Raw genomic sequence first — 18,505 nt, forward strand, 5'->3', positions numbered from 1 at the left:
GCACAGCATGTGCAATGGAAGGACTGTCGTAATTCAATCAATGGACCAATCCATGGGTGTGCCATCGGGACTGGATTGTTAGTGGGTTACGTGGCCGGCGCTCTCCTGGTGCGAATGGCTTTACGCGTTTGCCCGCAAATTACGACTCACAATGCGAAGAGCTTTACACGCCGAGCACCACAACCATCAGGTGCTGAGAATATGATTCTCCCTGGGGCGTCGAACCAGCCCTGCCATGTCCGGCAGAAAGAGCAAGGCATTTGCTGAAGCACTGCAAATCATTGCCAATCACCCCACGTCTCTCACCCGGGCCAAGAAGCCTTCATCACGAACTCAGCGAGGATCTCGCGCGCCTCGATGACGCTGGTATCCCTCGGATCGATCGCCGCGACTGTATCGTTGTATGGGTCGAGGGAGAGATAGACCATGCCCGACGGCTGAACGAGCGCCTTGTACCCAGAAACGAAATAGAACTCCTGTTCCTCAGACCATCGGAAGTCGATCCGAGTCGCACCCGTAAAGCGGATGCGCAACTCTGACACGGGGCTGTCCGGCCGTGGGGAGCACACGAGTTCCAGTAGCACTCCGCCGCGCTCTGCGACACGCGCCGCTATCGACAGAATCCTCCCGTCGTGCAGCGCCCACCGTCTTGCAATCTCATCAAGCGCTCGCGCACCCTCGAAAGTACTCATTCACTCCCCGTGAGTCACCCAAGTCCGGCCAACTCCTGCATCCTCACAGAAGTTTTGCCCGCTCAGGCGTCCGGAGGCGCCAAAGGCGGCTCAGTAGGGGAGGGTTTTTCACCAGCCGCGGGCGCGTCCACCGCATATCGGCCGGCTCCCGGGTGGAGTAGGCCCCCTTCAAGGCAACTCGTCCAGGCATCCTATTCCTGGGGGTCTCCATTTCATGACAACAAGACCCTTGCCAGCTCAGCCCCCAATAACAAAGTGGTCGTCCGCGCCGAGCATCTTCACCGCCAAGTCAACTGTTCCCACCTTGGGCTGCAAGGCAGATGGCCAGAGCCGGCGGGTCACTGAAGAGGCGCGCTCAGGTTAGAGCGTCGACCCAGGTCCGCAGCCGGGGAGCCACCTGAGCCTCGCCACGCACGCCGGGTTCGGCATCCAGGAGGAGCGTGTGGAAGCCTCGGGCTTCCAATCCCTTGCACATCTCCGCACGGACCTGCGCATCCGGCGTGAACAGGATGCAGCCGTCCCCTCCGCCCGCGCCGGACAGCTTGCCCGCGGCGCCGTACGTGGCCGCCAGCGCCAGCACGCGGCGCATGCCTTCCGTCTCCAGCGGCCCCAGCTCCAACAGAAGCGCGTGCTGCGCCTTCACTGCCTCTGAAAAGGCCCGGAAGTCACCGCCGCTCAGCCCGTCCTCAATCGCATGGCCCAGCGTGTCCGAGCGCGCCACGAAGCTCCGGCGGCCTGACTCCTCCAGACGCGCTTCCACCTGGCCAATCAACACCCGCGTCGAGGCGCTCTCACCCGTGAAGGCATACGCCATGGACACCCGAGGCGAAGGCAGCCGCCACACGTCCACCGACGGCGACTCTGCCAGCGCCGCGCGCAGTCGCCCGGCGTTGCTCGCCTCAATCAGCGGCGCTACGTCGTAGCGCCGGTAGCGCAGCACGCCTCCGGCGAAGCTCGTCGCCACGTCCCCGCCACTGCCCTTGCCGCCCTGCCCCAGCGTGTGCGACAGCAGCGCCAGCTTCAGCGCGTCGTAACGCTCCTCCAGCACATAGCGCGCGCCTTCCGCCGCCAGCACCGTCGCGCACGCACTGCCGCCCATGCCCAGCTTCTGCCCGTTCGGGCCCACCGCGGACGGCGCCACCGCCAGGTCGAAACCCTGACTCGCGCGGCCATGTGCCCGCAGCGCCTCGTCCAGCGCCCGCGCAACGAAGGCGAACCCCGCCGGGACTTCACGCTCCCAGCGCACCCCCAGCGGCGTGGTGCTCCCCGCCAGCGTCCCCTCTTCCAGGCACACGTGCACGCGGGCATCCGCGCGGCGGCGGACATACGCGGCGGTGCGTGGCGCCACCGCGGCCAGGCGCGCCACGCCGCCCCACAGCACGGCGTACTCCCCGGAGAGGAACAGCTTGCCCGGCGCGGAGAGGGCGCGCTCCATCAGAAGAGGTGCTCCGCCTTCAGCTCCGCGTCACCACCGGGCACGCAGCGAATCACATCCACCGCGCCGCACGCGCGGGCCAGCGCCTCCGCGGCCACCTCGTGCGCGGCGTCCGTCAGCAGCACCGGGTTCGGCCCCGCGTCCAGCGTGAACCACACCGGGATGCCCTTCTTGCGCTGCTCCTTCAGGTGCTGGATGAGCGCCAGCGTGCCAGGGCTCATGTAGCTCAGCGGCGGATTCGCGGCGAAGGACGTCGCGTGCATCCGCCACGCGTTCCGCTCACACAGCTCACCCAGGGCCTGCAGGTCACGCCGGGCGATGTGCTCGCGCACCTGGACCACCTCCGCCTCCGCGTCCTTCACCCACGCCGGGTAGTACGGGCTGGTGTCCACCGTGTGCTTCATCCCGTCCCGCGACTTCACCTCTTTCTCGCCGCGGTCGAGAATCGCCACCACCATGCGAACGTCCGGCCAGTGGGCCGCGTCGAAGCGCTGCACCGCGAAGCTGTCCTCACCATCCGGACGCTCGCCGCGCTGCCACTCGCAGAACCCACCCTGCACGCTCCGACACGCCGAGCCGCTGCCCATGCGCGCCAGGATGCTCGCCGCGCGTGGCTCCGCGGGCAGACCCGCCGCAGCGCGCCCCGCCACCGCCAACGCCGCGAAGCCCGCCGCGCTGCTGGCCAACCCGGCCGCCATGGGGAAGTCCCCGCGCGACACCACCTTCGCGGGGCCCAGGTCGGCCTTCGCCTGGGCACGCACCAACTCCAGCAGCCGCAACACGCGGTCGCGCTCGCTGCCCTTCGCGGTGTGCCCGTTGAGCTCCACCTGGTCGCTCGCGGCGCCGAACTCCACCGTGGTCGTCACCGACAACGGCGACAGCGTGAGGGACAGGCTGGACTGGTGCGGAAGAATCAGCGCGTCGTCCCGCTTCCCCCAGTACTTCACCAGGGCGATGTTGGGATGCGCCAGAGCTGTGGCTTTCATGGGAAGACTCACGACGCCCGCGGACCCGCGAGCTGGCTGCTGAAGCAGCGCACGCCCATCCGGGTGAGCTTCGTCACCACGGGCTTGGGCTCCAGGAACAGGCCAATGACGGCCCCACCATCTCCACCGGCCCCGGTCAGCTTGGCGCCCAGCGCCCCCAGCTCCCGCAACCGGTAGATCATCTCTTCCAACTGCGGCGACGACAGGCCTAGCGCCGCGAGCAGGCCCTGGTTGACGTTCATCGCGTCGCCCAGCGCCTCCAAATCTCCCGCCGCCACCGCCTTCGCGCCCTCCGAGGACACCCGTCCAATCTCCGTGAACAGGCGCTCGTAGCGCGACGGCCAGCGAGCCTGCCGCTCCCGCAGCGCGCCCACCGTCTTCTTCGTGGGGCTGCGCTCACCCGCGAGCGTCACCACCACGTGCAAGGGCTTGGGGCACTCCACCACCTGCCCCGTCCCCTTGGCGGCCCCCGGCTTGCGCCGATAGAGGACCAGTTGCTCCGCCGCGCTCGTGGTGTGGTCCACCCCGGACGGCGTGCCGTGGAACTCCTGCTCCATCGCCCACGCCACGCGCGCCGCGTCCTTCGGCGTGGCCACCTTCCCCGCCGCCTGGAGAAGCAACCGCGCGCACGCCACCGACAGCGCCGCCGAGCTTCCCAAGCCCACCGCCAGCGGCAGGTCCGCCTCCAGCGACACCTTCACCGGCGGCGCGCCCGTCACCTCCGCTGCACGGGCGAACGCCGCCGTGAGCTGCGCCCGCTGCGGGCGGCTGAGCGTGGAGGGCAACGCGAGTTGACACGCCTTCGCGGGCACGGCGCGCGCCGTCACGCCCTGCGACAACGGACCGGCCAGGGCCGGGTGCCCATACACGACGCTGTGCTCACCCAACAGGATGACCTTGCCGGCGCCAAAGGCCGACAAGGATTCAGGACGAGGAGCCACGGCGTCAGACCGTGGTGCCGGTCGCGGCCGCGGCATCCTCGGCGGGGAGGCTGGCCAGCAGCTCGCGGGCCTTCTCCACCTTCACGTGGCCCGCCTTCACCAGCAGGTTGGCGATCTTCTCCACCCAGTCGCCCCGCGCGCCCGCCGTCACCGCCACGCAGCGCGCGTGCATCGCCATGTGGCCCTTCTGGATGCCCACGCTGCCCAGCGCCCGGAGCGCCGCGAAGTTCTGCGCCAGGCCCACCGCCGCGAACACCATGGCGAGCTCTCGCACCGACGTGGTCTGCATCAGCTTGAGCGCCATCTGCACGCCCGGGTGGATCTTGATGGGCCCGCCCACCGTCCCCAGCGCCATGGGCAGCTCGATGCGGCCCACCAGGTGGCCCTCTTCCAGGTACCAGGTGGACAGCGGCCGGTACTGCCCATTGCGGCAGGCGAACGCGTGCGCGCCCGCTTCAATGGCGCGCCAGTCCTGCCCCGTGGCGATGGCCACCGCGTCAATGCCGTTCATCACACCCTTGTTGTGCGTGGCCGCGCGGTACGGGTCCGCCTCCGCGAAGCGGCTTGCCTGGGCGATGCCCTCGGCGATCTCCTCGGCCGGCATCTCAAAGTCCGCCAGCAGCGGGATGGGGATACGGCACATGGCGCGCGCCAGACGGCGGTCCGCCAGGTTGGAGAGGATGCGCAGGTACACCTTGCCGTCGGTGATCTGCTCGATGAGCGGCGCCACGCCCTCCGCCATGGTGTTGATGAGGTTGGCCCCCATCGCCTCCTGGGCGTCGATGATGAGGTGGACGATGAGCAACGGCTCGCCGCGCGGTCCCTCGGGGGCCGGCAGCACGCGAACCTCGACGTCCTTCGCCCCGCCACCACGCGCCACCATGGCCGGGTGGAAGCTGTTGGCCAGCGCGAGAATCTGCTCCTTGTGCTCCAGGATGCGCTCGGTGGCCACCGTCGGGTCGCCGTAGCGCGACACCTGCACCTGGCCAATCATCAGCGACGGGTCGGCCTCGCCGATGAACCCGCCCGACTCCCGGACGATCTTCGCCGCGAAGGACACCGCCGCCACGACGGACGGCTCCTCCACCGCCATGGGCACCAGGTAGTCCCGCCCGTTGACCTGGAGGTTGAGGCCCAGGCCCAGCGGCAGGGAGAACGTCCCCACCGCGTTCTCAATCATCTGGTTCGCCAGGACAGGCTGGAGCGCCTCCGAGCCCAGCAGCTGCTGCAGGTCCTCGGGCGTGAGCCGGAACATGCGGGAGAGGTGCGCGTGGCGCTCCTCCATCGGCAGCTTGTGGAACCCGGGAAGCCGGGACGTCACGGTGTCAGACATGTTCTTCCTTCCAGACTTCGGCGCGGCCACCCTCTACAGCGCCGCCAACCAATCCTTCAACTCTCCGGTGACCACTCGGGGCCGCTGTCTCAGTTCAGCGCAGCTTCTGCTACCCGTCAGGACGAGCGCCTGCCGCAGGCTGGCCAGGATGACCTCCAGCGCCGCCTCCGCCGCCTCGAGGCCGCCCACCTGCTGCGCGCGGAACAACGGCAGCGCCATGCCTGCCAGGTTCGCGCCCAGCGCCAGCACCTTGGCGGCATCCAGTCCCGTGCGGAGGCCGCCGCTCGCCACCAGGTGGACGTCCGGGCCCACGGCACGGCGCACGGTGGCCAACGCGGCCGCCGTGGGAATGCCCCACGCGCTGAATTCCGCTCCCAGCTGTGCCTGTACGCCCGACGCGCGAAGTTGTTCCACGCGCACCCAGGACGTCCCGCCAAGGCCGGACACGTCGATGTTCCGCACGCCCAGGTCCACCAGCCGCCGCGCGACGTCCGGGCCGATGCCGCAGCCCGTCTCCTTCACCAGCAGCCGGTCGCCAAAGGCCCGCACCAGCAGCTCCACCACGCGGTAGCCGCCCTGGAAGTCCCGGTCGCCTTCCGGCTGCGTCAGCTCCTGGCCCGCGTTGAGGTGCAGCGCCAGCCCGTCCGCGCAAATGCCGTCCACCAGCCGGCGCGTTCCATCCACGCCCAGCCGGATGGCCTGGAACATGCCGATGTTGCCCAGCAGCGCCACCGTGGGCGCCACCTGCCGCACCTGGAAGGACGCGGCCCGCGAGGCGTCCTCCGACATGGCGCGCTGGCTGCCCACACCGAAGGCCAGGCCGTGGCGCTCGGCGAGCAGCGCCAGGTCGCGATTCACCGCGCCCGCACGCTCCGTCCCACCCGTCATGCCGGTGACGAGCAGCGGGTAGCGCAGCCGCTTGCCCAGGAACGCCGTGGACAGGTCCACGTCCTCCACGGACATCTCCGGCATCGCGCAGTGGACCAGCTTGACGCACTCCAGCAGGGTGCTGTTTCCGCTGGGTTCGACGTCGCCCGTCGCGCAAAGGTCGAGATGCGCGTCCTTGCGTCTGGCTGTGATGTCGTCGCCCATCTCGATGAAGTCCGGTCCGCCCAGGTGCCACGGCGCGTAAGTGCCCGAATGACCGGGGTTTCCTAGCAAGCACGGCGGCCAAGGCGCAAGCCAAAGGGCCCGGGCGGTCAGTCTCGGCGTGTGGGTGGACGCTGGCGCCTTGTGGGCGGTATGAGCGCCGCGTGAGCGCCACCCCGACCCACGTGGTTGTCTTCCTGCACAGCGGCGACTACGACCGCGTGCATCAAGGCCTGTCCATCGCCGCCGCTGCCGTGGCGTCTGGCCGCAAGGCGGAGGTTTACCTCTTCTGGTGGGCCCTGGAGCGCTTCCTCGATGGGGCGCTCGACGACCCAGACTTCATGGGTCGCGATGACGTCACCAACCGCTTCGAGTCGCGTGGGATGCCCACGTTGCGCGCCCTCCTCACACACCTGACCGATTCAGGACGCTTCACGCTGGCCGGGTGCACGGGCTCGCTGGGAGCCCTGGGGGCGGAGGCGCGGGCGGATGCCAGTGGCATCGCCCTGTGGCTGGGCTGGAGCGCCATCCTGCAGCGCACCGCGGGCGTGACGGACCGCTTCTACCTCTAGAAGCGAGACGCCGCCCGCGGTGGGGGCCGGGCTTCAGATGGACAGCTTGGCGCCCAGGATGATGGTCCGGGGCGCGTTGGGCCGGGCTCCGTAGGGGCGGCGCGACACGATGACCTGCTCGTCCAGGATGTTGCGCGCGCTCAGGTACAACTGCCCCCAGCGAGAGAAGTTCCAGTTCGCGTTGACGTCGAACGTCAGCAGCGCGCCCGTCAGCTCGCCTGGAGGTGCCTCGCCCTGCCCCGCCCGCTCGCGCATGGCATCCACGTAGAAAGCGCTCAGTGCCAGGCCGCCCCAGGACGACTCCACGCCCGCGGTGGCGTAGATCTGGTGCCGCGGAACGTAGGGCAGTTCGTCTCCCGCTCGCACGTTGCCGAACTGCGGGTCCGCGGACTGGAAGTCCTCGCGCAGCCGCGTGCGGGTGAAGGTGTACGCCAGCGAGACGGGGAACGTCAGGCCGCCACCCGGACGGAAGGTCTTCTCGCCGAAGATCTCCAGGCCATAGATGAACGCCTTGCCCGCGTCCGTCTGCCGGTCGAGGTCGTCATTGAGGCATCCGCTGGAGAACGTGCAGATGTCGGTGAGGTTCGAGTAGTCGTTGAAGAAGCCCAAGGCCTCGAAACGCTCTCCGCGGCGTGTCCACCGCGCGCCGCCCTCGTAGTTGATGCTCTTCTCCGGAAGCACCGCGGAGGGCTGTCCGGGCGCGGGGGGCGAGAAGCCGCGATAGGCGCCCGCGAACAGGCCCAACTCTCGCGTCAACGCACCGTAGACACCCATGCCCGGCATGAGCACTTCCAGCGCGCCGCTCGACGCTGTCCCCACCAGCCGGTTCACGGAGTTGGAACGGATGATCTCCAGGCGGACACCCGGCGTCAGCACCAGGGGCCCCCACGCAATGGCGTCCGTCGCGTGCAGGGCAACGGCGTGCGTGGAGTCCCTGTTGTTGGCCGTCGTGTACGTGGGCTCGTTGGTACGCACGAGCTGGCCGCCCTGCATGAGGTAGGCATCCTCGGTGTGAAGGCGGTCGATGCTGTCGTAGTGGAAGCGGGCGCCGAGCTCGACGTTGTGACTCAGCGGCCCCGTGACGGCGGACCACCGGGCAATGCTCTGGAGGCCCTGAGACACGAACGTCCGATCATTGGGACCGATGAGCAGCGCGTCCTGGGTCGACGACGTGTCGACCGTTCCGGTAAGCACGCCGTAGTAGATGGAGTTGCGCGCGCTCGTCGGGTCCGCGAGCACGCTGGCGATGGATGCGCCCCGAAAGCGGTTCACCTTCCTCCAGGCCCGGCTCAGGTCATGCCGGTAGACGGATGTCGTCACCGCCAGCCCGCCGGCCTCGAGTTCGTGGCTCAGAACGACCTGAGTGCGGTGCCACTTCATGTGGTCCAGGGCGCTCGCGATGTAGCGCCGCAGCGGCGCAGCGGCGAAGTCCGCGTCGCTCAAGCCCAGGTACGTCTCGTTGGCGTCCTCGTCGGAGTAGCCCAGCTTGACCTGGAGCGTCTGGCGGACGGGCCCCTCGGGAACGAGCAGGTAGCGGCCCTTGGCCATCCACTCGTTGCGGGTGAAGCCCGTGTTACCGCCCACGGTGTCCAGTTCCTTGAAGCCGTCACTGCGCAGGTGGAGACCTTCCAGCAGGAAGCCCGCACGCTCGGTGCTCGCGCCGAAGACGCCATGGACCTTGCCGTAGAGGTACCCGCCACCCGCCACGTCCAGCCAGATGGACTCCGCCGCGGGGATGTCTCGGGTGAGGAAATCCACGGAGCCGCCCACCGTCTGCGGTCCCTGCTGGATGGCCGAAGGGCCCTTGAGTACGCGGATGCTCTGCATGCGCGTGGCCAGCGGGAAGTAATAGGCCGCCGGCGCGGAGTACGGCGCGGGGCCGAAGAGGATGCCGTCCTCGAGCAGGGTGACCTTCTTGCTGCGGTCCGGATTGACGCCGCGCAGGCCCACGTTCGGCCGCAAGCCGAAGCCGTCCTCGCCTCGTGCATACACACCGGGAACCGTCTGGAGGATGGCCGCCGGGTCATCGCGCTCGAAACGCTCGAGCTGCGCGGGCTTCAGCACGTGGATGGAGCCGCTGGTGCGCGCCTCCGACGTACCCACCACCACGCTCTCGAACTTCTTCTCGACGGCCTCGGGCGCAGGCTCCAGGACGAGCGGCTCGCTCGCGGGAACTTCGGAGGCCAGCGGCGCGTCGCCCATGGGGGACGGCTCGGGCTGTGCCAACGGCTCGGCCGGAGGCGACTCGGGAGCGGCGGCGGTGTCCGGTGCCAGGGGCGGCTCGGGTGCCACCTGCTCCCGCGACGGCTCGGGGACCACGGCGGCGGCGTCCTGGGGCGGCTCGGACTGCGCCGCGGCCGGGGAGGCCCATGCCAGCAAGAGCGCCGGAAGTGTCCAGCTCCGCGCCCACATCAGCTTCTGCTCGAACAGTGCCATCTGAAGCGTTTCGACCTTGTCTCGACCGGGATGTCCGACGACTCAAGAAGCCAGGAGCCGGGGATGGAGGCCCGCCCGCGCGCGGACCACCCTCCCCGGCTCCTGCTTCTACACTGCGCCAGCGACTACTGCTTCTCGATAGGACCGCCGATGACGATCTTTCCATCCGTCTGGATGGCGATGCCGCGAGCGGACTCCTCGGTGGCCGCGGTCGCGACGTTGATCTTCGCGATGCCGCCGGTGCCGAAGGTCGGGTCGAGGTTGCCATCGGTGGTGAAGCGCGCCACCACCATCTGGTTGTCGCCACCCTCGGTCACGAAGCCCGCCGCGTAGATGCGGTTGGTCGCGTCGAAGGCAACGGACCAGAAGCGGTCGTTCTCCGTCGCGGAGATCGGCGTGGCCTTGATGATGACCTCCTCCGCCGTGCCATTCGTCGGGATGATGGCCAGGATGCCGTCGTCGTTCCCGCTGCCGCCGGCACGGTAACCCACCGCGGCCGCCCAGTTGCCGTCCGCCGACTTGGCCACGCCGAAGAAGGCCTGCTCCGGGCGCTCCAAGCCGTAGGTCTTGTAGCCTTCCGGCGCGAAGGTCGTGTCCGGCTGGCCGTCCGGCGTCTGCATCAGGAGGAGGGCCTGGATGTTCTGCGCGCTCGGCGTGCCGCTGCCCACGTGCAGGACGCGGTCGTCGTTCAGGACCACCAGGTTGCGGCCACGGTCATTGTCACCGGCCAGGTCCAGCACCACGGAGCCACCCGTGCCCCACGTCGGGTCGAGCGCGCCCGTGGCGGTGTAGCGGAAGGACACCAGGTCCACCGTGCCGGAGGACGCGGAGCGGCCGTAGCCGGTCGTCACGTAGCTGCCGTTGGACTGCATACCCGCGGCGTAGGCCTCGGCCATGCCCCACTCGGGGTTGGTCTCGCTCTGGGCCTGGAACGGCGCGGACGTCACGACGCCCTTCCAGCCGAAGGCATCATCCGCCGTGCCGTTGTCGTTCAGGCGCTGCAGCACGATGCGGTTGGCCGCCTGCGCACCCACGCCCGTGGGCATGGACGTGTAGCCGGACGTCATGATCTTCCCGTCCGGCTGGATGAAGCCGTAGCGCATGCCGTCGTTCAGGTTGGACAGGTTGAGGACGCTGAACCCGTTGGGCGTCCCGGCTGAGCCGAACGTCGTGTCCAGCGCGCCCGTCGCCGTCAGGCGGGCCACCACGCGGTCGGTGTCCGCACGCGTGCCGTCCGCGCGCTTGTTGCCGAACAGCACGATGCGGTCCGTGGCGTCCACGCGCACGTCCCACAGCGAGTCACGCGTGCCGTCGCGGCCGGTGCCGAAGTCCACGTGCGTGATGCCGCCCGCACCGAACGTCGTGTCGTGCGTACCGTCCTCGTTGAAGCGGACCACCGCGATGTCGCTGTCCAGCGCGCCGGTGCCCGCGTCGGGCGTCGGGTTCGTGCCCGCGTCCGTACCGGCGTCCGTGTTGGTGCCCGCGTCAGGCGTCGGGGTCGGCGTGGGCTCGTCGTCGTCGCCACAACCCGTCATGCACGCCAGCGTGAGCGCCAGCGCGGCTCCACGCACCAGGAAGCTGCGGTGCTTCACCGTCTTCAACATGATGTCTTCCCCTCCTCGGGATTTCGTCGAACTGCAAACGATAATCGTTATCAGTTTCTTCGCGTCCGCCTCGTACTCCGGAAGACCGCGACCGGTCAACAGCCAACCTGTGGGAACCCACACGTTTCTCCGGGCAAACTTTGAAGTTGATTGTCATTAACAACATCGGCGTGTTAGCGAGCCCGGCCATGAACACCGAGTCATCGCGCCCCCTCTACGTCCTGCGTGCGCGCGCCATCGCGCTCGCGGTGCCCGCCCTCCTCTCGCTGTCCGCGTGCAAGTCGGACAAGGTGACTCCGGCGGACGCCGGCCCGGACAATCCCGACAACACGGTGGCCGCGACGCGCGCCGCGCTGCTGGAGGCATCCGGAGCTTGTGTGCTGCAGACGGCACGTGAGTTCCAGACGGTGGCCACCGCGATGGAGAGCGCTGTCGCGGCCCACGCCGCCACGCCGGATGCCACCACGCGAGACGCCGCGCGCGCGGCCTACCACCAGGCCATGGACGCGTGGCAGGTGGCGGAGGTGATGCAGTTCGGTCCCGCCGCGCCCCGCAGCCTCCCGGGCGGCGCGGAGATTCGTGACAACATCTACTCGTGGCCCCTGGTCAGCCGGTGTGCCATCGAGGAGCAGATCGTCAACCGCGGCTACGAGTCGGCGAGCTTCGACAGCTCGCTGGTGAGCCGCCGCGGCCTGTACGCGCTGGAGTACCTGCTCTTCTTCGAGGGCAACGACACCGCCTGCCCCGGCACCTCCGTCATCGTGTCCCAGGGCACGTGGGCGGCGCTGTCCGCGGACGAGCGGGCCGCGCGCAAGCGGGCGTACGCCGCAGTGGTGGCCGCCGACGTCCACCGCCGCGCGGACGCGCTGGTGAACGCGTGGGCCCCGGACGGGCAGAATTTCAGCAGGACGCTGACGACGGCGGGCTCCGGCAATGCCGTGTATCCCTCCACGCAAGCTGCGCTGAACTCCGTGAGCGACGCCATCTTCTATTTCGAGCGCGAGGTGAAGGACCTCAAGGTGGCACGGCCGCTGGCGCTGCGTGACTGCTCCACGTCGACGTGCCCCGAACACCTGGAGTCACAGTTCGCCGCGCGCTCGAAGGCGAACATCCGGGCCAACCTGGTGGGCTACCGGCGCATGACGGAAGGCTGTGGCGAGAACTTCTCCGGCACGGGCTTCGACGACCTGCTCGAGGCGTCGGGCGCCGACGCGCTGGCGGCGAAGCTGCGCGAGCGCAACGCGGCGGCGGCGGCGGGCATCGACGCCGTTCCGGGTGAAGACCTGGCGGCGGTCCTGGCTCAGGACAAGGCCTCGATGCGTACAATGTACGACGCCATCAAGGGCGTGACGGACGTGCTCAAGACGGAGCTCGTCACCGTTCTGGACCTGGAGCTGCCCCAGTCCGTCGAGGGGGACAATGACTGAGGTGGCGTCCGGCAAGCGCCCCGCGTCCGGGCGCCTCTGGCAGGTGCTGCTGGCGCCGCGAGACATCGCGGCGCTGGTGGCGTTCCGCGTGGCGCTCGGACTGCTCATCTTCGTATCGGCGGTCCGGTTCCTCGCCTACGGCTGGGTGGACGTGCTGTTCACCGGCCCCCGCTTCCACTTCACCTACTGGGGCTTCGGCTGGGTGCCCGCGCTGCCGGCGCCGTGGATGCACGCCGTCTTCGGGGTGCTCGCGGTGCTCGGGCTCTGCATGGCGGTTGGCCTTTTCTACCGCGTGACGGTGGGCCTGCTGTTCGTCGCCTTCACCTACGTCCAGCTCGTGGACGTCAGCAACTACCTCAATCACTACTACCTGGTGAGCCTGCTCCTCGGGCTGATGCTCCTCGTGCCGGCGCACCGGGCCTTCTCGGTGGATGCCTGGCGCAAGCCCGCGCTGCGCAGTGACTGGCTGCCCTCGTGGTGCACGCTCCTGCTGCGATTCCAGGTGGGGGTGGTGTACGTCTTCGCGGGGCTGGCGAAGCTGACCGGTGACTGGCTGCTCCATGCCCAGCCCCTCAGCATCTGGCTGTCGGCTCGGACGAGCCTCCCTCTCGTCGGCCCCATGCTCGACGAGCCCTGGGTCGCCTACGTCGCGGCCTGGTCGGGATTCCTCTTCGACACCACCATCGTCGCCTTCCTCCTCACCCGGAAGCTGCGGCCCTTCGCCTATGTGGTGGTGCTCGGGTTCCACGCGGCCACCTCCGCGCTGTTCCCCATTGGCATGTTCCCCGTCATCATGGTCACCGGGGCCCTGGTCTTCTTCGAAGCCTCCTGGCCACGGCGGCTGTTCCGCGGACTGCGCGCCCGCCTTGCCCGGTCGTCCGTCGCGAAATCGGCCGCCCCTGCAATGCCCGCGACGCTGGCCCTGAGCGCTCCCGGCTGGATGGGACAGGTGGCGCTCGGACTGGCCCTGACCTACGCCGTCGTGCAAATCGCCGTGCCCCTCCGCACACACCTCTACGGTGGCAACGTCCTGTGGCACGAACAGGGCATGCGCTTCTCGTGGCGGGTGATGGCGCGCGAGAAGAACGGCAGCGTGACGTTCATCGTCCGCGACCCGGCGTCGGACCGGGAGTGGCACGTCGCGCCCAGCCAGTACCTCACCCGCCTCCAGGAGCGGGAGATGTCGGTGCAGCCGGACCTCATCCTCCAGTTGGCGCGGCATATCGCCCGGGACTTCGAGGCGCAGGGCAAGGGGCCGGTGCAGGTTCACGCCGAAGCGCACGTGTCCCTCAACGGGCGTCCCGCGGAGCTACTGGTGGACCCCGACGTGGACCTCGCCCGGGAGGTGGACAACCTCGCGCCCAAGCGGTGGATTCGCCCCGCCCCGGAGTCACCGCCCATCCGCTTGCGCTCTCCGCTGCGCAGCGCGACGGCCGAGCGCCCCTAGGCGCGTGCTTTTTGGGAGGGACGAGGGGCTGGGTAACGGGCTCTCCGTTGCAGTCAGGCATCCTGCCCCGCTTCCCCGGGGGGCCGGCGGTGGACGGAACGTTCGTTCCACGGCCGCCCTCTGAGGGGGAGCTCCTCGCCCATTCCCTGTTCCCCCGGAAGTGGCATCGCCGTTGGGGCGCGGGCAACCCACCTCGTGGCCCGTTCCGGGAGCGGTTCCGGGGCAAGCGCGGCGGCCATCCAGGCGCCGTCTCCGCCGTTGCCGAGCCCTGACGCTTGTTTACGTTTCCAGAGGGCTCCGCACGGGGCCCGGAAACGAGACGGCCATGGCGCTCCACCCTTCCCACGACACGGGCCGCGCTGGTGCGGACCGGCCAGCGCTCCACGGTGGCGGCGGTTGGCACCGGCTGGGCAATGCGCTCAAGACCACCGTACTGCTGGCCGGGCTCACGGCCCTGGTGCTCGTCATCGGCGACCGCTTGGGCGGCCCGCGGGGCCTGCTCTTCGCCGGCCTCTTCGCGGTGGTGATGAACTTCGGCTCCTACTGGTTCAGCGACCGGATTGCCTTGGCCATCCACGGCGCCAAGCCGTTGCCCTACGAGCAGGCGCCCTGGCTGCACGACATGGTGGCGCGGCTGGCCTCCCGTGCGGGCATGCCGAAGCCCAAGGTCTACATCCTCCCCACGGCGGCGCCCAACGCGTTCGCCACGGGCCGCAACCCGAGCCACGCCGCCATCGCGGTGACGGCGGGGCTGATGGAACTGCTCGACCGGCGCGAGCTGGAGGGCGTGCTGGCCCATGAACTGGGGCACGTGCGCAACCGGGACACCCTCATCGGCACGGTGGCGGCGACCCTGGCCGGCATCATCAGCTACGCCGCGCAGATGCTCTTCTGGTTCGGCGGCTCCATGCTCAGCCGGGGCGACAACGACGAGCGCGGCGGACTGGGCAGCGCCTTCGCCAACCTGGGCCTGCTGCTGGTGGCCCCCATCGCCGCCACGCTGCTCCAGCTCGCCGTCAGCCGCTCACGGGAGTACGGAGCGGACCAGACGGGCGCCGAGCTGGCGGGCGACCCGGACGCGCTCGCCAATGCCCTGCTGAAGCTGGAACGCGGCGCGGAGGCCATTCCCTACGACAGGGCCCCCGCCACCTCCCACCTCTTCATCGTCAACCCGCTCCACCATGGCGGAGTCATGGCCCTGTTCTCCACCCACCCGCCCATCCCCGAGCGGGTCCGCCGGCTGAGGGAGATGGGCGCCCGCCTGGGAGCCCGCACCGGTGGGCGCGGCGGCTGGGAGTACGCGTACTGAGGTGACGGACGGCGCCCCGGGCGCCCGCCGGGCCGCTGGCCAAGGCGACGCAGGGAGTGAACCGAAGCACGTCCAGCAGTGGACCCTTGACGCCCCGGGGGCTGACGGTAGGCTGCCCCGCTTTTTGCATTTCCCCGTGGAGGTCGTTCCCGTGCTGGTCCTGGTCCTCGCCCTTGCTGTCGGGCTCGCCATCTCGCTCTATTTCAATCTCTTCGCCGGCCCCAAGCACGCCGCGCTTCCCTCGTCGTCCACGTCGTCGTCGGCGCCCCGCGCCGAGTTGGTGACGGACACCCAGGCGCGTGCCAAGGCCGAGGCGGAGCTGCAGCGCAAGCAGAAGGAGCTGGACGAGCAGCGCACTCAACTTCAGGACGTGAAGGAGCAGCTGAAGCAGGCCAAGCGCAAGCTCTACGAGCAGAAGGAGTCCGACAAGAGCGCGCAGGACCTGGCCAAGGCGCGTGCCGAGGTGGAGCGCAACGCCTCCACGCAGCTCGAGCGGACCCGTGAGGAGCTGTCCCACGCGCTGGTGGAGAACCAGCGGCTGAAGGCGGAGGTGGAGTCCAAGGGCCGCCGCCCGCAGCCCGCGCCGGCCGCGCCCGCCCCCATCGCCGCGCCCGCCACGCAGGTCGCCGCGCCCGCCCAGGAGGGTGAGGCCGTCATCGCCGCGGTGGTGCCGGTGGTGCCCACGGCGACGGAGACGGTGCCGCAGGAGCGTGGCCAGCGCCGCTACCGCGAGCTGACTGACGCCGACCGCGAGAAGATGGAGCGGCTGGAGCAGGCGGCGAACAAGGACCGCCTCCGCGCGGTGGAGCTGGAGAAGGAACTGCGCCGGGTGAAGGGCCGCAACGAGACGCAGCAGCGCGTCTATGCCGCCACCAAGCACGACCTGGACCTGAGCCGCGACAAGTACAAGGCCCTGGAGAAGCGCCTCAACCGCACGCTCCTGGAGCGCGACCTGATTCGCCGGGCCATCAAGGACCTGGAGAAGAAGACGGGCATGCTCGCCGACCGCACGGAGCTGACGCCCGAGGAGGTCGCCGCCAGCGACCAGCGCACCGAGGAGACGTCGCGCGTGCGCGCCGAGGCCGAGGCCCAGGCCACCCCCAAGACGGAGGCCCCGGCCGACACCGAGCAGCAGGCGCCCGAGAGCGCTCCGGCCGACGCGGAGTCCAAGCCCGCGCAGGCCTGACGCACCCGCCCTCACATGGGCACCTTGAAGGGCTCGGCATCCTGGAGGACCTCCAGGGCCGGGCCCTTCGTCATTTCCACATCAGGAGTCGGACGAGCCGCAGCCGCCTTCCAGCGGCACCGGCCCCCGGGCCTGGAGAAGGCCCGTCAGGAGCTTGACTGTGAGGCGCTTGAACTCCGCCATCTCCTGCGCCGTGAGGTAGCGAAGCAGCTCCGCGTCCGTCCATAGGAGCGCGTCGCGCAGCAGGTTCAGCTCCGTCTGACCGGCCGGGGAAAGCTCCAGGCGCGCGCACCGGCGATCTTCCGCGGTGCTTCGCTTCACCAGGCCGTCCTCCTCCAGGCGCGCGACGAGCCGGCTCACCGCGGGTGCGTCCACGAGCAGCCGCTCCGCGATGGCGGCCTGGCTGCGCACACCGTCAGCGATGGATTTCAGCGCCAACAACTGCATGAAGGGTCTGCTGGTCTGCTCGCCCAGTCGCTCGGTGAGGAGGCGACGGATGGCGCGCCGCAGCGAGGCCATTTGCTCCGGGACAGTCATCTCCCCCCAAAGATGGTTGCAGACTACAACCATTGTCAATTACATCGACGCGACGCGTTTGGTCACAACGGGGGGAAGTTTTCAGCCCACACGCAGTTCCCTCATTTCCTCCTCCTGGTATGGCATCCCCTTCCGTCATTCTTCTGGCGCTCTTCGCGGCGTCGACGCTGACCGAGCCGTCACCGTCCATTCCTGCGCCCGTCCCCTTCCAGCCGAAGGTGGAGGACGCGATGCTCACCCCCGTTGCCCCCGCACAGCGGCAGGTGACGACCTGGGACGAGGCGCTCGCGCTCGTCCGGGAACGTTCCACCGACCTCCGAAGCGCCGAAGCCGGCGTGGAGCGCGCCGCTGGCCGCTCCCGGCAGGCCCTGGCCGCGCTGCTACCCAATGCGCGTCTGTCATCCAGTGTCGGTGTGGACCTCCTCAACCCCGACCTCCCCGTGGGCGCTGGCGGTACACCACTGGTGGGCATAGGTGGCGGCGACACCCGCGGTCCCTCCACGCCGCTGATCACCGCCACGGCGAACGTGACGCAATCCCTGGTGGACGTCAGCGCCTGGCGCGGGCGCGCCTCGGCCGTGGCCGCCGAGAAAGGCGCGGCGGCGACGCTGGGCGAGACGCGGCGGCTGCTCACGCGGGGGCTGGCCCAGGTGCTGGTGTCCACGGTGGCGGCGGAGCGGGCGGCGGAGATCAACCGCGTGGGCCTGCGGCAGGCATTGGAGCGCTTCGCGCTCGCGCAGCGCACCTATGAACTGGGCGCGGGCAACCAGTTGGACGTGGTGCGCGTGGAGCAGGACGTGGCGGTGGCCCGTGGCGCCCTCGTCGCGGGAGACGAGCAACTGCGGCGCAGCCGTGAGGCCCTGGGTCTGGCGGTGGGCTTCGGCAACGCCGTTGGCGTCAGCCGGGACTTCAACCTCCAGGGACTGGTGAACGAGACGCAGCGGGCCTGCACGCCCTTGAAGGACATGAACGAGCGGACGGACCTCGTGGCCTCGCGCGCGCAGCTGGAGTCCGCGCGCGACAGCCGCCAGCAAGCCACCGCCGGCTACCTGCCCACGCTGGGCCTGTCGAGCACCGCCATTGGCCTCACCACGGACCCCGGCTTCGGCCGCGTGGCCATCTGGAGTGTGTCCGCGGTGCTCTCCGTCCCCATCTGGGAAGGCGGCCTGCGCGGCGGCTTGATTCGCGAGCGCGAGGGGCTCGAGCGCCAGGCAGCGGAGACGCTGGAGAGCACCCGCCGCGACGTGTCGATTCAGGTGGCCCAGGCCCGGCGCTCCGTGGAGGTGGCCGAGGCCCTGGTGGCGACGGCGGTGGCGTCCCGCGACCTCGCGGACCGGACCGACCGCCTCACCCGCCGTTCTTTTGAAGTGGGCCGCGGCAGCAGCCTCGAGCTGGTGCAAAGCGGAGCGGCCCTGCGCCAGGCGGAGCTGACCCTGGTGCTGCGTGAATTCGAGCTCGTCCAGGCGCGCCTGGACTCATTCCTGACGGAGGCGCGGTGCGACTGGTGAATC

General features: G+C 69.7%; 15 protein-coding genes. 6 read left to right on the forward strand and 9 right to left on the reverse strand.

Annotated features, from left to right (window positions below; all coding sequences use genetic code 11):
- Nucleotides 1-302: 302 nt before the first annotated feature.
- The 6 genes from OZ403_RS26505 to fni form a co-directional block, all read right to left on the reverse strand.
- Nucleotides 303-692, reverse strand: a complete 390-nt coding sequence (locus OZ403_RS26505; RefSeq protein ID WP_140794127.1) for a hypothetical protein — start codon at nucleotides 690-692, stop codon at nucleotides 303-305.
- 355 nt (nucleotides 693-1,047) lie between these two features.
- Nucleotides 1,048-2,127, reverse strand: coding sequence for a mevalonate kinase family protein (locus tag OZ403_RS26510; protein ID WP_268782087.1), 1,080 nt, complete (start codon nucleotides 2,125-2,127; stop codon nucleotides 1,048-1,050).
- Nucleotides 2,127-3,113, reverse strand: a complete 987-nt coding sequence (gene mvaD, locus OZ403_RS26515) for a diphosphomevalonate decarboxylase (protein WP_140794131.1) — start codon at nucleotides 3,111-3,113, stop codon at nucleotides 2,127-2,129. Before mvaD ends, OZ403_RS26510 begins: the two co-directional genes overlap by 1 nt.
- Nucleotides 3,114-3,121: 8 nt before the next feature.
- Nucleotides 3,122-4,054, reverse strand: coding sequence for a mevalonate kinase (gene mvk / locus OZ403_RS26520; protein WP_140794133.1), 933 nt, complete (start codon nucleotides 4,052-4,054; stop codon nucleotides 3,122-3,124).
- Nucleotides 4,055-4,058: 4 nt separating this feature from the next.
- Complete coding sequence (locus tag OZ403_RS26525) at nucleotides 4,059-5,387, reverse strand: hydroxymethylglutaryl-CoA reductase, degradative (RefSeq protein WP_140799393.1); 1,329 nt, start codon at nucleotides 5,385-5,387, stop codon at nucleotides 4,059-4,061.
- Between the two features lie 33 nt (nucleotides 5,388-5,420).
- Nucleotides 5,421-6,479 (reverse strand): type 2 isopentenyl-diphosphate Delta-isomerase, encoded by a 1,059-nt coding sequence (gene fni / locus OZ403_RS26530; RefSeq protein ID WP_268782088.1) that lies wholly within the window; start codon nucleotides 6,477-6,479, stop codon nucleotides 5,421-5,423.
- Nucleotides 6,480-6,661: 182 nt separating this feature from the next.
- Here fni and OZ403_RS26535 point away from each other — a divergent pair, with 182 nt between their 5' ends.
- Nucleotides 6,662-7,048, forward strand: coding sequence for a hypothetical protein (locus tag OZ403_RS26535; RefSeq protein WP_011554998.1), 387 nt, complete (start codon nucleotides 6,662-6,664; stop codon nucleotides 7,046-7,048).
- Nucleotides 7,049-7,081: 33 nt separating this feature from the next.
- On the opposite strand, the gene OZ403_RS26540 is transcribed toward OZ403_RS26535, so the two are convergent.
- A complete protein-coding gene (locus tag OZ403_RS26540; RefSeq protein ID WP_268782089.1) occupies nucleotides 7,082-9,484 on the reverse strand; it encodes a TonB-dependent receptor family protein in 2,403 nt (800 codons plus the stop codon).
- A gap of 125 nt (nucleotides 9,485-9,609) precedes the next feature.
- On the reverse strand, nucleotides 9,610-11,088 hold the full coding sequence (locus OZ403_RS26545; protein WP_268782090.1) for a hypothetical protein: 1,479 nt from the start codon (nucleotides 11,086-11,088) through the stop codon (nucleotides 9,610-9,612).
- Nucleotides 11,089-11,276: 188 nt separating this feature from the next.
- On the opposite strand from OZ403_RS26545, the gene OZ403_RS26550 reads away from it, so the two are divergent.
- From OZ403_RS26550 to OZ403_RS26565, 4 genes are all read left to right on the forward strand, one after another.
- Complete coding sequence (locus tag OZ403_RS26550; protein ID WP_268782091.1) at nucleotides 11,277-12,515, forward strand: imelysin family protein; 1,239 nt, start codon at nucleotides 11,277-11,279, stop codon at nucleotides 12,513-12,515.
- Nucleotides 12,508-13,962 carry an HTTM domain-containing protein gene (locus OZ403_RS26555; protein ID WP_140799396.1) on the forward strand — a complete coding sequence of 485 codons (1,455 nt, stop codon included), beginning with the start codon at nucleotides 12,508-12,510 and terminating at the stop codon, nucleotides 13,960-13,962. Before OZ403_RS26550 ends, OZ403_RS26555 begins: the two co-directional genes overlap by 8 nt.
- Nucleotides 13,963-14,287: 325 nt before the next feature.
- The gene (locus tag OZ403_RS26560; RefSeq protein ID WP_140794149.1) at nucleotides 14,288-15,271 is read left to right on the forward strand and encodes a zinc metalloprotease HtpX; all 984 of its coding nucleotides are present in this window, start codon (nucleotides 14,288-14,290) and stop codon (nucleotides 15,269-15,271) included.
- Nucleotides 15,272-15,422: 151 nt separating this feature from the next.
- Entirely contained in the window at nucleotides 15,423-16,457 is a 1,035-nt protein-coding gene (locus OZ403_RS26565) for a cell envelope biogenesis protein TolA (protein WP_140794151.1), read from the forward strand.
- 81 nt (nucleotides 16,458-16,538) lie between these two features.
- On the opposite strand, the gene OZ403_RS26570 is transcribed toward OZ403_RS26565, so the two are convergent.
- The gene (locus OZ403_RS26570; protein WP_140794153.1) at nucleotides 16,539-16,994 is read right to left on the reverse strand and encodes a MarR family winged helix-turn-helix transcriptional regulator; all 456 of its coding nucleotides are present in this window, start codon (nucleotides 16,992-16,994) and stop codon (nucleotides 16,539-16,541) included.
- Between the two features lie 119 nt (nucleotides 16,995-17,113).
- Here OZ403_RS26570 and OZ403_RS26575 point away from each other — a divergent pair, with 119 nt between their 5' ends.
- Nucleotides 17,114-18,502: a TolC family protein gene (locus OZ403_RS26575; RefSeq protein WP_140794155.1), complete on the forward strand. Its 1,389-nt coding sequence runs from the start codon at nucleotides 17,114-17,116 to the stop codon at nucleotides 18,500-18,502.
- Nucleotides 18,503-18,505: the final 3 nt, after the last annotated feature.

Origin of the sequence: Myxococcus sp. NMCA1, from assembly GCF_026810205.1 — a bacterium.
Lineage (GTDB): Bacteria > Myxococcota > Myxococcia > Myxococcales > Myxococcaceae > Myxococcus > Myxococcus xanthus_A.

Coding starts and splice junctions, on each gene's coding strand:
- OZ403_RS26575 (WP_140794155.1), top strand. CDS start 17,114: ATGGCATCCCCTTCCGTCATTCTTCTGGCGCTCTTCGCGGCGTCGACG.
- OZ403_RS26510 (WP_268782087.1), bottom strand. CDS start 2,127: ATGGAGCGCGCCCTCTCCGCGCCGGGCAAGCTGTTCCTCTCCGGGGAG.
- fni (WP_268782088.1), bottom strand. CDS start 6,479: ATGGGCGACGACATCACAGCCAGACGCAAGGACGCGCATCTCGACCTT.
- OZ403_RS26540 (WP_268782089.1), bottom strand. CDS start 9,484: ATGGCACTGTTCGAGCAGAAGCTGATGTGGGCGCGGAGCTGGACACTT.
- OZ403_RS26505 (WP_140794127.1), bottom strand. CDS start 692: ATGAGTACTTTCGAGGGTGCGCGAGCGCTTGATGAGATTGCAAGACGG.
- OZ403_RS26525 (WP_140799393.1), bottom strand. CDS start 5,387: ATGTCTGACACCGTGACGTCCCGGCTTCCCGGGTTCCACAAGCTGCCG.
- OZ403_RS26560 (WP_140794149.1), top strand. CDS start 14,288: ATGGCGCTCCACCCTTCCCACGACACGGGCCGCGCTGGTGCGGACCGG.
- OZ403_RS26545 (WP_268782090.1), bottom strand. CDS start 11,088: ATGTTGAAGACGGTGAAGCACCGCAGCTTCCTGGTGCGTGGAGCCGCG.
- OZ403_RS26550 (WP_268782091.1), top strand. CDS start 11,277: ATGAACACCGAGTCATCGCGCCCCCTCTACGTCCTGCGTGCGCGCGCC.
- OZ403_RS26570 (WP_140794153.1), bottom strand. CDS start 16,994: ATGACTGTCCCGGAGCAAATGGCCTCGCTGCGGCGCGCCATCCGTCGC.
- mvaD (WP_140794131.1), bottom strand. CDS start 3,113: ATGAAAGCCACAGCTCTGGCGCATCCCAACATCGCCCTGGTGAAGTAC.
- OZ403_RS26555 (WP_140799396.1), top strand. CDS start 12,508: ATGACTGAGGTGGCGTCCGGCAAGCGCCCCGCGTCCGGGCGCCTCTGG.